The sequence below is a fragment of the Pseudonocardia sp. genome, from assembly GCF_025465255.1.
Taxonomy (GTDB): domain Bacteria; phylum Actinomycetota; class Actinomycetes; order Mycobacteriales; family Pseudonocardiaceae; genus Pseudonocardia.
The window spans coordinates 1-12,337 of sequence record NZ_JAODNI010000035.1; the positions used below are offsets into that span (position 1 = coordinate 1).

14 protein-coding genes and 2 pseudogenes are annotated in these 12,337 nt (G+C 69.9%); 7 read left to right on the forward strand and 9 right to left on the reverse strand.

Features of this window, described 5'->3' with window-relative positions:
• Window positions 1-319: 319 nt before the first annotated feature.
• Window positions 320-442, reverse strand: coding sequence for a hypothetical protein (locus JWP64_RS03805; RefSeq protein WP_297492305.1), 123 nt, complete (start codon window positions 440-442; stop codon window positions 320-322).
• A 474-nt stretch (window positions 443-916) separates the two neighbouring features.
• Between JWP64_RS03805 and JWP64_RS03810 the strand changes: the two genes are divergently transcribed.
• Window positions 917-1,717 (forward strand): hypothetical protein, encoded by an 801-nt coding sequence (locus JWP64_RS03810; protein ID WP_297492306.1) that lies wholly within the window; start codon window positions 917-919, stop codon window positions 1,715-1,717.
• A gap of 398 nt (window positions 1,718-2,115) precedes the next feature.
• Here JWP64_RS03810 and JWP64_RS03815 read toward each other — a convergent pair whose 3' ends face one another.
• The gene (locus JWP64_RS03815; protein WP_297492308.1) at window positions 2,116-3,075 is read right to left on the reverse strand and encodes an endonuclease/exonuclease/phosphatase family protein; all 960 of its coding nucleotides are present in this window, start codon (window positions 3,073-3,075) and stop codon (window positions 2,116-2,118) included.
• A gap of 349 nt (window positions 3,076-3,424) precedes the next feature.
• On the reverse strand, window positions 3,425-4,066 hold the full coding sequence (locus tag JWP64_RS03820; RefSeq protein ID WP_297492310.1) for a universal stress protein: 642 nt from the start codon (window positions 4,064-4,066) through the stop codon (window positions 3,425-3,427).
• A 405-nt stretch (window positions 4,067-4,471) separates the two neighbouring features.
• Between JWP64_RS03820 and JWP64_RS31365 the strand changes: the two genes are divergently transcribed.
• Window positions 4,472-4,909, forward strand: coding sequence for a nuclease-related domain-containing protein (locus tag JWP64_RS31365; RefSeq protein WP_366889345.1), 438 nt, complete (start codon window positions 4,472-4,474; stop codon window positions 4,907-4,909).
• A gap of 266 nt (window positions 4,910-5,175) precedes the next feature.
• On the opposite strand, the gene JWP64_RS03825 is transcribed toward JWP64_RS31365, so the two are convergent.
• The 4 genes from JWP64_RS03825 to JWP64_RS03835 all read right to left on the reverse strand — a co-directional run bounded on the left by JWP64_RS03825 (window position 5,176) and on the right by JWP64_RS03835 (window position 8,557).
• Window positions 5,176-5,793 (reverse strand): class F sortase, encoded by a 618-nt coding sequence (locus tag JWP64_RS03825; protein ID WP_297492312.1) that lies wholly within the window; start codon window positions 5,791-5,793, stop codon window positions 5,176-5,178.
• A gap of 19 nt (window positions 5,794-5,812) precedes the next feature.
• Entirely contained in the window at window positions 5,813-6,511 is a 699-nt protein-coding gene (locus JWP64_RS03830) for a DUF4142 domain-containing protein (RefSeq protein ID WP_297492314.1), read from the reverse strand.
• A gap of 627 nt (window positions 6,512-7,138) precedes the next feature.
• On the reverse strand, window positions 7,139-7,861 hold the full coding sequence (locus JWP64_RS31370) for a dienelactone hydrolase family protein (RefSeq protein WP_366889348.1): 723 nt from the start codon (window positions 7,859-7,861) through the stop codon (window positions 7,139-7,141).
• A gap of 123 nt (window positions 7,862-7,984) precedes the next feature.
• Window positions 7,985-8,557, reverse strand: coding sequence for a hemerythrin domain-containing protein (locus JWP64_RS03835; protein WP_297492316.1), 573 nt, complete (start codon window positions 8,555-8,557; stop codon window positions 7,985-7,987).
• A 211-nt stretch (window positions 8,558-8,768) separates the two neighbouring features.
• Here JWP64_RS03835 and JWP64_RS03840 point away from each other — a divergent pair, with 211 nt between their 5' ends.
• Both JWP64_RS03840 and JWP64_RS03845 read left to right on the forward strand, forming a co-directional pair.
• Entirely contained in the window at window positions 8,769-9,053 is a 285-nt protein-coding gene (locus JWP64_RS03840; protein WP_297492318.1) for a serine hydrolase, read from the forward strand.
• Window positions 9,050-9,573 (forward strand): annotated as a pseudogene (locus JWP64_RS03845) (serine hydrolase). The gene JWP64_RS03840 and the pseudogene JWP64_RS03845 overlap by 4 nt, the downstream one beginning before the upstream one ends.
• 286 nt (window positions 9,574-9,859) lie before the next feature.
• Here JWP64_RS03845 and lexA read toward each other — a convergent pair.
• The gene (gene lexA, locus JWP64_RS03850; protein ID WP_297492330.1) at window positions 9,860-10,522 is read right to left on the reverse strand and encodes a transcriptional repressor LexA; all 663 of its coding nucleotides are present in this window, start codon (window positions 10,520-10,522) and stop codon (window positions 9,860-9,862) included.
• Window positions 10,523-10,596: 74 nt separating this feature from the next.
• On the opposite strand from lexA, the gene JWP64_RS03855 reads away from it, so the two are divergent.
• The 3 genes and pseudogenes from JWP64_RS03855 to JWP64_RS03865 all read left to right on the forward strand — a co-directional run bounded on the left by JWP64_RS03855 (window position 10,597) and on the right by JWP64_RS03865 (window position 11,847).
• Window positions 10,597-11,070 (forward strand): PaaI family thioesterase, encoded by a 474-nt coding sequence (locus JWP64_RS03855; protein WP_297492322.1) that lies wholly within the window; start codon window positions 10,597-10,599, stop codon window positions 11,068-11,070.
• Window positions 11,071-11,257: 187 nt separating this feature from the next.
• Window positions 11,258-11,483 (forward strand): annotated as a pseudogene (locus JWP64_RS03860) (cyclophilin-like fold protein); the annotation flags it as partial.
• 157 nt (window positions 11,484-11,640) lie between these two features.
• A complete protein-coding gene (locus JWP64_RS03865; RefSeq protein ID WP_297492326.1) occupies window positions 11,641-11,847 on the forward strand; it encodes a hypothetical protein in 207 nt (68 codons plus the stop codon).
• 63 nt (window positions 11,848-11,910) lie between these two features.
• Here the strand turns inward: JWP64_RS03865 and JWP64_RS03870 are convergent.
• Window positions 11,911-12,337 (reverse strand): DUF6624 domain-containing protein (locus JWP64_RS03870; protein ID WP_297492328.1); only part of this gene is annotated, 427 nt, incomplete at its 5' end.

Consider the following 12,337-nt stretch of genomic DNA (forward strand, 5'->3'; position numbering starts at 1 on the left):
ATTGTGACCGCCTCGTTTCGCTCTCTGCGTCTGGCGACAACGGTGGTCCTTCGGGCGCTGCGGCTCCATGGTGTGCACACCCGAGCCGGCGGAGCCGGCCCCCTCGTTCGAGTAGGGACCTCCCCCGGGGGTTCGGGTCAGACGAAGCAGTTGAGCGAAGTCATGGGCGACAGTCTCGGCGTTACGAGGCAGGTGCATCGGGGCGCCGTCCACTGGCATGACTTCTGGCATGACGATCCGGGTTTGCCCAGGTCTCCGAGTGCCGATAGCCCTGTAAGTGCCCGGGTACTGTCGCTGCGCCCCGCGGAGCGGGTTTTCTTCAGTATCCAGTGTCGTGAGGATTAGTACCATCCGACTGCCCGGGATGCTCGACCACATAGTTGAGCATGTCGTCGCGGATACCGTCGAAACCCCAGTCAGCCCAGCGCAGCATCTGCTGCATTCCATATTCCCGGTGGAATGCGGAACAGGGCGCGGAACGCCGCAGCGATTTCCCGATACCGGACTGCGGTCGGCACCCATTGGCTCACCGGGGCTTCGGCGCCGGCGCGCACGATGACCCACGGACCGGGGCCGGCGACGGGGCGCAGATGCGGGGGCACTCGGACGCCGATCGGTTGGGCCGGAAGCGATGTGGAGGCACTCACCGGCGGATCGAAAAAACTCCAGCTTTGGGGGCGCCGACTTCCTTGAGTCAAGGGTGTACTCGCGTTACATTTGGTGCTCTATCGCGATAGACCCCGGTAGCAACCGCGTCCTCTCTTTCGTTGCGCGTGCATGACGTGAAGGGTGCCTTTCGGTGATCAACTGTTTGCGTCGAGCCCACCGCCGGACAACGTCGTGCACCGAATTCCCACCGTGGCCGCGGCCGGTACTCGGAACCGCAGATAAGGTCTCCCGCGCAACGGCCATCTGGGTGAGAGTGGTCGTGCTGGCGGCACTGACGACGCTGACCACCGCCGTGACGATGTCGACAGCATGGGCCGCCGGCACGCCCGTCTTCGGCCACGACATCTCCTACCCGCAGTGCAACGGTGCGCTGCCGACCGACGGCACCTTCGGCATCGTCGGCATCAACAACGGACGCCCGTTCTCCGTCAACCCGTGTCTGACCCGTCAGTACCGCTGGGCCGCGGCCACACCCTCGGGTGCCTCGGTCTATGTGAACACCGCCAACCCCGCGCCGCGCAGCGCGTTCCACTGGCCCGCGACCGGCGCGAAGGACCCGGCGCTGTGCGCCGACAGCAGGTCTAGGACGGATCCGGGTTGCGCCTACGACTACGGCTGGCACGCGGGCGCCGACACCCTCGCCCGGGCAAGGACCGTTGACAGCGCAGTCGTCGGCCTGCACTGGTGGCTCGACGTGGAGACGCAAAACGCCTGGAACGGCGACGGGGTGTCGAACACCGCCATGTTGCAGGGCATGTACGACTACCTGCGCAGCCACGGCGTGACCAGGATCGGGCTGTACTCCACAGCGTCCCAGTGGAAGCGAATCACCGGCGGGTACACCGGCTCGTCGGCGGCCTCCTACAAGGCCGCATGGCGCAAGGAGTTCGCCGCGAAGTACGCGCTGCATGCTCTGCCGCTCTGGATCGCGACGTCCGGCAACAGCACCACCGCGCTCACGGCGTGTGCCACGAGCTTCACCGGGGCCAGAACGGCGATGGTCCAGTACACCGACGCCCAGGGCTTCGACACCAACATCATCTGCTGACGGGAGCGAGCCGGGGGTCCGTTCACGCTCTGACGACGGTCGTGATCCCGGGCCTGATCGAGACGGGGAGCTCCCGATGCGGGCCGAGCGCTGACCGGCGCCGCGCTGTGGCGCGATGACCTGGCCCGCGCGGCGCCGTCGGCTGGAGCCCGGGGAGTCGCGCCCCTCCGCCGCTGGTGGAGGAGGAGCCCTCGTGCCGCTGCCGTTCGGGTACAGCGTCGAGCCGGCACCAGCGCCGCCGCGACCCACGGGCCGCCGAATGCCCACTGCGGGCACGACATCACCGGCACCACCACCCAGACCACCGGCCGGGGGCGTCGAGCTGGACGGGGGACCCACCACCGATGTGCACCGCGACCTCGGCGCCGCCCGGCACGCGCACCGGTTCGGTGTCTTGGTCAGAGGCCGAACTGGGCGATGACGGGGCGGTGGTCGGAGCCCGCGGCGTTGCGGCGTTCGGCGGGCTGGTCGGTGATGGAGGGGGTGGGCCCGGCGCCGTCGGTGTGCACGGCGCCGTCGGCGACTGTGCCGACGAGGGCGAGGCTGACCAGGATGTGGTCGATGAGTTCGCCTCGCCCGTGGTAGATGCGGCTGAACCGCTGGCCTTCGGGGATGCGGGGGGCCAGGTTCCACAGGCGTTGCCCGTCGCCGCGGTCGGCCTGGTCGAACCCGGCGGTGCCGATCTCCGAGCCGGGTGGGCCATAGAGGATCTGAGTGGTGGCGGCGTCGGGTCCGTCATTGAGGTCGCCGAGCACGATCAGACGGCGGTCCTGGCCGTGGCCGTCGAGCAGGCTGGTCGCGGCGGCGCGGACGGTGGCCGCTTCGGCGGCGCGGCGAGCCAGGGCGTAGACGCCGTAGCGCGCCCGCTCGCCTTCATCCTGGGTGTCGAACCGGGGGCCGGGCGGGAAGGAGAGCAGCTTCGACTTCAGGTGGCAGGTCAGGATGTCGACCGGAGTGCCGGCGAGGTCGATCCTCGCGCCAAGCGCGGGCCGCCCCATGGTCGACACCTGGGGGCCGGTGTCCTCGATCTGGATCGGGTCGAGCCCGGTCGGGAAGTCGCGGTACTCGGTGACCTCGGTCAGCGGCAGCCGGGACAGGAATCCGACTCGGATCGGGTGGGAACTGCCCCGGTCGACCGAGGCCGTCTCCACATTCCAGCCGTCGCCGAGCTCGATGACGAGGTCGGTGAGGGCGTCGCGGTTGCCGATCTCCTGCACAGCGAGGACGTCCGGCTCGATGGTGGTGATCGTCGCGGCGAGGGCCTGGAGTTTGGCCTTGTAGGTGGCGGTGTCCTGCGGGCCGTTCGGGTCACCGGGTCGGAAGAGGTTCTCCAGGTTCCATGTACCGATCCGCACCATCGCACGCCTCCGTCGTTCGGGTCACGAGTTCCCGAGGCTTCGCCTCGGAGCCACTGCCGTCGGCCTCGGAATCAAGGCCGTCAGCGCTGAGGAGCGCGCCCGGTATCGGCGTGATACGGCGGCGCAACGACGGCCCCGATCGTTCGTCGGCGCGTCACCGCCACGGCGCGTGCAGCTGTTTCGGCGCCAAGTTGCTGGTCAGCCTTGCGGGAGGATGGCTGTCCCTCGTCGAGCTCGGCAGCGCTGCATGACGCCACCGTCCCCACAGGGCGGCATAGGCGCCGGTGCCGAGGGGCCTGTTTCACCGGCCGGAGGATCTGCGGGGTGAACGCTGCGCGGAAGCCGGGGTTCAGCCCGAACGCGGCACCAGTAGCACGGAGCCGGGGGCGTGCAGCACGGCGGCCTGCGCGGTGAGGCCCAGACCCGGGCGGGTTCCGCGGTGCGGACCGCCGAGGATCAGCAGATCGGTCTCGCGGGCGTGCGTGACGGCTTCGTGCGGCCACTCCCGGAAGAGCAACCGGCGCACGAGCGCGGTCGGGCAGCGTCGGCTCACCGTCTGGGCTCCGAGCGCGAGCAGTTCCTCGCCACGTCCGACCGCTTCCGCTAGTCCGATGCTGCGCTCGCCGAAGGAGGTGGGTACCGCATGGACGACGAGGACGGGCGCACCGAGTGTGCGGGCGGCGTCGGCGGCCGCGCGCAGGACCGGGTCGTCGGCCGGCAGGTTCTGTACCGCGACGACGATCCGGCGCGGCGCTACGGCGGCGTGCGGGAGGACGAGCACCGTCGCGCTTGCGGCCGATCGTGTGACCGCCTGCAGGTCGCCGCCCGCGTCGGGCACCGCCGAAGGACCGCGCCGCGTCTGCGACGGTCCGACCTGCCGACGGCCCACGTGGTCGTCCCAGCGCTCGACCCACGCGGGAAGTGGGTCGGCGTTGCCGAACACGACGAGGTGTGTCCGTTCGGCGGGAGCCGCGAGAGCCTGGCCGTTCATCTCGGTCCTCCAGGATCCGGTCGTACCGTGGCGCCGAGGATCGCCCCTCCCGACCTCGCTGACCAGTGTCGATCGACTCGCTGAACAGTGTCGATGAACCTGGCGGCGGGTGGGCCGGGCGGCCCTTCGGGCCACCGGCGCCCAGCCGCCCGCGCGGACGGGCCGGGGACCGGCCGGATTCCCGAACCTTCGGCCCGTTGCAGATTCCGGCGGGCCCGACGAGCCGAGCGGACCGTCCGATCGTCCTTCCGGATATCGGGTGCCTGCGGCGAGGCAATTGGTCCCGTGTTCGAGACGTCGCGATTTGTCGGGGTCGCGGCGCACACTCGAATAGGTGGGGGACACACAGCTGCCGGCCGGCAGCCCCCATGAGCCCGACGTTCGGGGTGTGGATCTGGCCGGAACGTGCCGGAGACCAGCATTACCCATGAGGCCACCCGCCGTCGTGTCAGTGAGGGCGCGGGGGCGGATCGGTCGTGGCGGGTCGGGGCGGATGGCGAGTTCGCCGTCGCCGAGCTCCTGGTCGAGTTGAACCCGGTTTCGCTGATCCCGTGGCCGCGTCGTAAGCCGCCGGCGTGGCGGGTGCTGCACTCGGTCCCGGTTGGGGACGGACGCACCGACATCGACCACGTCCTGATCGGGCCGCCCGGGGTGGTCACGATCAACACCGAGCACCCACCACCACCGCGCAAAGCTGGTCCTCGACGGGGTGTCGGTGGTGACCGCCGGACGGCTGCTGCACACCCTGCGCTCCATGACTGCCCGCCTGGACCCGCACGCCGTCGACGCGATCTACGCGCAGGCCCGCTGGTCGGCCACCTGGCTCACCCCAACCGCGCCTGACCAGCCGGGCTCAGCCTGTAGACCTCGCGCCGTCGAGGGTGACCGGTCGGCTTGTGGATCTGGGCTGGCAGCTCAGCACAGGTCTGGCGGTAGTCCGCGCCGCAGGATGTGGATCAGTGTGTCGAGCTGCGCCCGGTCCAGGCAGCCGTCGTAGCCGTCGCGGTCGCGCTCGAGGTCGTCGATGCTGATCGCGCCTCCGCGGCGGCCGTGTCCTACCGCGCCGAATCATTCAGGCGGCGACACGTGGTCGCGCCGCCCATCATCGGTCAGGCGGGTACGGCGTAGGCCACGAGGTTGTCGGTGTACTCGCGAGTGTGCTGGTCGAAGGTCCCGCCACAGGTGATCAGAACCAGGCGCGGCTGGCCCTCGGTGCTGAACACCTCCGGCGGCAGCGAGATCTTGCGGAAGCTGCGCAGCGCGCGGACCAGGTAGTCGTGCGTGCCATGGTCGGTGCGTAGCTGCACCCGGTCACCGGGGCGTAGCTCGCGCAGGCCGAACAGGGCGCCCGGCCCGCCGCGGGCACTGTCGACGTGGCCGTCGATGACGACGGTGCCCTGGCCACCGCCGGGTCGGGCGCCGCCGCGCCACCATCCGAGCACGTGCGGGTCGTCGGGAACGGACAGGGCTCGGCCGGCCCCGACGTCGACCGGCACCACCGGTGCGGCGATGTTCAACGACGGCAGTCGCAGCTCCTGCGGGGTCTCGAGCGGGACCTCAGGCGGCGCCGCGGTCCCCGCGGCGGGTGCGGCCAGTGCCGCCGGCGGAATCGCACCGCGCTGGGGCGTCGCCACGGCCTCACCCCACCAACCCACCAGTCCGGTGGCGATCATGGCCAACCCGGCCAGCAGGACCAGCCAGGGCAGCCGCGAGTACGTCCGACGCATCCCGGGCCGCCGGCCGCGGTCACGCCCGGCGTCGCCGAAGGAGCAGGAGGGCCGCAGCGACCAGCAGCGAACCGCCGCCGAGCAGTCCGCCGAGCAGCCCCCGGGAGGCCCACGGCGCAGCCGCCCCGCCCGTGCCGGCGTTCACCCCGCCCGGGGCAGCGCCACCGAGCTGCTGCAGGTCGCTCTGCGCCATCTGCAGGTGCTTCTGGGCGACCGGCAGGAAGCCGCGGGCGTACTGCTGGACATCGGCGTTGGTGCCCGAGGCGATCTCCTGCTGGGCCTGCGCGATCGCCTGCTGGTGGCCACCGATCCAGGCCGGTAGCAAGGTGCGGTCGAAGGCGAGCCCGGTCAGCGACTGCAGCTGTCGGGCCAGCTGCTGCTGCGTGGGATTCGGCGAGTCCGGCAGTGTCACGGAGTAGCGCTGCGCGATGTCGCGCAGCTGGGCGAGCGCCTGTTGATGATCGCTCACCACGGTCTGAGCGGTCTGCTTGGTACTCGGGCTGCTCGCACGCTGAATCGCGAGCTGCCCGGTCGAGATCTCGGCCAGGTTGGTCTGGGCGTTCTCCATCATGAACGCCCGGTCCTGCTCGGACAGCTGAGCCGCGGTTCCGCCACCGCCGGGCGGTGCCGGTGAGGTGGTCTGCGCTGCGGCCACCCCACCGCCGACCAGGAGGACCGCGACTCCGAGCAGACAGCCCGCGGTGATGGCGGCCTTCATCGTGCGCCCCCTCCATCGCGGCGGACTGGCGGGCGCGGTCCTTCCCGGCTCGGCATCCCCGCGCCCCGGTGCCCCAACGGGGGCGGGTGAAGGTGCCTGGGGCCGGCCGTTTTCACCCGGATCCAGCCCCGTGCCGGGATGCTCGAGGCCTCCTACCTCCTCCACGGTGGAGCGGTTCGTCCAGGCGCACGGGCGGAGCTGGTCGCGGGTGCGGGTTGGTGTTGCAGCTTGGGTGGTTGTCATCGATGTGCTCCTTCTCGGGCCACGGGTTGTCGGACGGGTCCTTCCGCTCGCTCAGGTACAGCTCTTGACCGGGACCGGTCAGCGCCTGTGCCGCAGGTGCGGCGGTAGTCATCCCGAAATCGCTGACGCACTCCCTCTCGTACCCTTCGGCCGGCGCTCCGACCTGCGGCTGGGCCGGCTCTCGACTGCGGCGACGACGCATGAGCCGGCGATCACAGGCCTCGCATCCGCCGGGGCGGCGATCTCCAGGAGCTGTCCCCGTCGATCCGCAGCCGCTGTGACAAGCTGAATTCGGCACTGCGATCAACACTCGCTCTGCGAGGGGCATAGCCTCACCGCCCAATCCGGCTTGTTGCAGAGTGACGTGACGCCGGGATCTCCTCCTCACCCCGGTGAGGTGATTGACGGAGCTCGTCCGGCAGGCGGTAGCCAGTTCGGCGGCGTGCAATACCGTCCTAATGGACGAGGACCGCGCGTTACCCGGACTCGGCCTCGCCCGGGAGCAGGGACCGCACCGCGAATTCGCAGCTCACCAGAGACCGTGGGCAGAGAAGCCAGGAGCAGATCGACATGGCGATCAGGCGCCGACCCCGGGTAGGGCGCTATCGGAGCTCGAGGTGCACCGCCGTGCGGGTGTCGACGCGCCCGGCGGCGGACGTTCCTTGCGCCATCCGACCTCAACGGTCTCCCCGCTTCCGTTCGGCGACATCGCCGTGTCGGGTGCCTTCGGGAGTGATCTTTCCGATGCCGGATGCAGCTAACGACCAAACCCTGTGCGTGGTACCCGCTCAGCGCCGACGGCCCGGTGAGGCATCCCGAAATCCATTGAGATTCCGCTCCCGGCACCTGGGTACTGGAGGGGACGTCGTGGGTGAACCCGTCCCGGGCTCCGCCGTAGATGATCAGTTGCCAGTCCGGCTCGGCGTGGTTCATCTCGCCGGGGAAGCGGGCGACGTGGGTGAGCGGGACGTGCGGATCCGCTGCACCGTGGCAGACGAGAGTCGCCGTGGTGATCGTTCCCGGTTCGGGGCGGGTGGTCTCGAGGCTCCCGTGCACCCTGGCCACGCCGGCGATCGGGCTGCCGCCGCGGGCGTGGCCCCGGCACACTCACCGTCCATTGTGGAAAGGGTGTCACCGGAACTCGATCGTCGGCGTGCACTGGCACCATCAGTGAGCTTTACGGCCGGGCCGGGAGCCATCTCCCGGCCCGGATGAATCGCTTCCGCGACATCAGCCGGATTTGTGTTCCTTCATCCAGTCGCGCACGGCATCGCGAACCCGGTCGAAGATGGTCAGCGGAGGACCGACCAGCAGGTTTCCCGCGGCCGACTCGGGGCTGTCAGGGTGCGGTCGGGTCGGCGCCATCGCCTGAGCAGCGCGCACCGCCCCGCCCATGCGTTGCAGCTCTTCGGCCGACAGGCTCGCACGCAGCCGGGCGAACTCCTCGCTCTCCTCGCGGGTGGCGTGCTGTTCGACGGCCTGCTCGAACGGGACCAGCTTGTTGTCGAACTCCGGATTGTCCACGCCGAGGTCGTAGAGCTCGCCGAGCGCCCGCTTGGCCTGGTCCTCCTCCTGCAGCCGGGTCTCGACCACCTGCTCACCGCCGTCGATCTTGCGGCGTGCGATGGGGTGCACGACCTCCTCCTCGGCGGTCTCGTGCACCGCGAGCAGCCGGACGAGGTCTTCGAACAACTCTCTCTTCCGGTCGCCGGTCGCGGTATTCAGCTCGCCGAACAGGTTCCTAACCTGGTGGTGCTGCTCGACCAGCATGGTCACTACGTCCTGTTCCTGGGTCGCGGTCATGTACGACACCTCCACCTCGCGGTCCGGTGGGGTGTCGGTTCCCCGAATGGAGCGACCCATGCGCTCAGGCGCCGAGAAACTTTGCAGGATGAGCGGGTCATCGTGGCTGCCGTGGCCTCGCCCACGCCCCCAATCCCTGCCGCGCGTGGAACGTTTCGGCCCCTCGCACGTCTGCAACAACGTCATCTCTGCCGGAGAAGGAAGAACGATCTTGGCAAGCACAGGAGCACGCCCGTCCCGCCGCGCGGTACTGGCCCTCGGCTCCGGGGCAGCCCTGGCCACCGTCTTGTCCACCGGCGGCAGGGCATCCGCTTCGACAACCGGCGCAGAGGGGATCTCCAGCCAGCTCAGCGGGCTCGGACAGGAGTACTCCGCCCGGCTGGGAGTGTTCGCCCGCAACACGGCCACGGACCGGACGGCGCTGTACCGGGCGAACGAGCGCTTCCCGATGTGCTCGGTGTTCAAGGCGCTCGCCGCCGTGGCCGTAAGGGCATGACCGTCGAGCAACTGTGCGCCGCCACCGTCAGCCACAGCGACAACGCCGCGGGAAACCTCCTGCTCCGCGAGCTGGGAGGCCCAACCGCCATCACCCGCTTCTGCCGCTCGATCCAGGACCCGACGACCCGGCTCGACCGGTGGGAGCCCGCCCTGAACTCGGCGGAACATGGCGTGAGGAGGACACCACCAGCCCCCGTGCGATCGGGGAGACCTTCGAGCGCCTCACCGTCGGTGACGCGCTCGCACCCGAGGACCGGAAGCGGCTGAACAGCTGGCTGGTGGCGAACACGACCAACGGCGAGCGTTTCCGCGCCGGTCTTCCCCCGGACTGGATCGTGGCGGACAAGACCGGCGGCGGGCAGCAGTACGGGGTCGCCAACGACGTGGGCGTCGCCTGGCCCCCGAACCGGTCACCGATCACGCTGGCCGTGCTGTCGACCAAATACGACCCCAACGGGCCGACAGACAACCCGCTGGTCGCGAGGACCGCCGCCCTGGTGGCCGCCGCGCTCACCTGACGCTCCAGCCACATGACCAAGTTGGTCTTCCCCTCGTTCGACGGACACCTCGATGTTGCCCCGGCTCTCCCGCACCGCGATCCGCAGTCTGATGGGTGAGTCCCTGCCTTGGCGAAGGGGTTCTGCCCTCGCGCACGGCGATGACGCACCGGTCCACCGTGGAACTATCGCTACGGTCGCGCAAGAAGCGATGATCCGCCGCGCGCTCCGTTGCCGGCGCCTGTTTCACAGACTCCCCGCCCGGCTCATGCGGGTCCATGCGCATGATCCGGCGGCAGGCTCCGTTTCAGACGCTGCGCAACACCGAGACGATGACGCCCAGCACAACGGACTCGTCACCATCGATGACGTCGTAAGCCGGGTTGCGCGGCTCGAGGTAAACGTGTCCGTTGCGGCGACGGAACACCTTCACCGTGGCCTCGCCATCGATCATCGCGGCGACGATCTGCCCCGAATGGGCCTCGGACTGCTGGCGCACCACGACGGTATCGCCGTCGCAGATCGCAGCGTCGATCATCGAGTCACCGCGGACACGCAGAGCGAAGACGTTGCCGCGCCCGGCGAGCTCGCGGGGCAGCGTCAGAAAGTCATCGACGTGCTCCTCGGCCACGATCGGAGCCCCCGCAGCGATATCGCCGACCACGGGCACGGACACCGAGTCGTCGGCGGCCCCCCGCGCCTGGGGCTCCTGCAGGAAGACGCGCACGTCGATCGGTCGGCACATCGCCGTGCCACGCCGGAGGAAACCCTTCTCCTCCAGACTCGCCACGTGCTTCGACACCGACGACGGTGACCGCAGCCCGACGGCATCACCGATCTCGCGCGTGCTCGGCGCATACCCGTACCGGACCACCCAGTCCCGGATCACGACCAAGATCTGCTGCTGACGCGGCGGCAACGTCGAGGTGTCCAGGTACTCGAACGCATCGAGATCATCGGAGACGGGCACCTGCAGATGGTAGAGGGGAGCACTCGAAACACCGGATTTGAGGTGATCGCGCTGCACGAAGGAGGCGGGCATCCTTGCTGGCCTACGCCGCGCAGCTGCGTGGTCAGACCAACCACCGACTGTTCTGGGATGGCGTCGAGGGCCGGGCGCCGATGCCGCCGGCCGCGCAGACGCTCGGGCTGGAGATCGTCGCGGTCGACCCCGACGCCGGCACGATCGACCTGTCGTTCCAGGCGGTCGAGGACTGGACGAACCCGGCCGGCAACGTGCTCGGCGCGTTCGTCGCCGCGATGCTCTACGACGTGGTCGGGCCGGCGCTGCTAGCGACGCTGGAGCCGGACGAGTTCCAGTCGACGCTCGAGCTCGGCGTGCACTTCCTGCGCCCGGTGCGGCCGGGGCGATTGATCGGGAAGGGCAGGGTGGCCCACCGGGACGGCGACCTCGCGTATCTCGAGGCCTCGCTCCTGAACGGGGACAGCGAGACCGTCGCTACCGCGACGGCCACGGCGCGGGTGATCCCGCTCGCCGAGGCCCGGTCGGCCGTCTGACGGATCGCGCCCCCGGTAAGCGCCACCGGAACATGGACGCCACCACGCCGCAGCCTGCGGCGGGCAGGACAGCGGCGCCTCGACCCGCGAATCACCCGGCAACAACCCGGCCGCGGCATCGACCACCCCCGACCCGAAGACACCTCCGGCGCCGGCCTTGGGGGCGTCGAACGACATCGGAGAATCCATGGACATCGAACTCGTTGTCGACGACACCACGCTGCACGGCGCTCTCGACGACACCGCCGCTGGCCGCGACTTCGCCTCCCTGCCGCTCACCCTCACCGTCACCGATTTCCACGCCACCGAAAAGATCAGCGACCTGCCGCGGCGTCTCCACCGAGGACACACCTAGCGGGACCGCGGGGTCAGCCGGTGACATCACCTACTACGTACCGTGGGGCAACCTCGCCCTCTTCTACCGCGACTCCAGCTACGCCGACGGTTTGGTACGGCTGGGTCGCCTCGACCCGAAGCAGCCGGCGTCCTCGCGGGCCTGGACGACGGAACCACCGTCACCGTCCACGCCGCCGGCTGACCGGCAGCTCCGACGAGGAGCAGGTTGCGGCGATGGTCGATCAGACCGTGGCAACCTTCGGCCGCCTCGACATGGCGTTCAACAACGCCGGCTCGTCGCGCAACGCCACCGAACACGCCAGGAATGGCTGGCTACTCGTTGTTGGCTGGTCTTCGGCGACCTATGCCGTTCTACCGATGCGAACTCGGTCTCGCAGCGCCAGCAACGCGGCTGATCCAGGTTGCAAGCCTGTCTCCTGATCGGTGCCGTCACGGCACGCCGCCTCCGGCTACCCGACCCTTCCGCGGGCGGCGCGGTCCGGCCTACGCGTCTTCGGGTGGTGGCTCGCGCATCAGCTCCAGGTGCTTGGCCATCGTGTCGAGGCCGACGGCCGCGCGTCGCTGGTCGACGCTGTCGGGGTCTCGCAGGTTCTCGGGCCGGTACTCGCCGTCGACCATCGTCATCTGTGTCCCGTAGACCTGGCTTTCGCCCTCGGCGAGCAGAACGCGGTCGGTCAGATACGCGATGTGGCTCGGGGATACCTCGGTCTCCGGTGCGGCTCGCATCAGGTCGAGGCAGCGGCGCTGCAGCGTCGGGTCCTGATCGGCATGCTGGGCCAGCAGCCACGCGGCTACAGCGCCATCCTCTCCGACCAGCGACCGGCCCGGCCAACCTTGCCGGTTGACCAACTGGCCGAGCCAGCGGGTGTTGTCCCGGTCGACGTCCGCGAGGCGGGCCAGGATCTCCCGC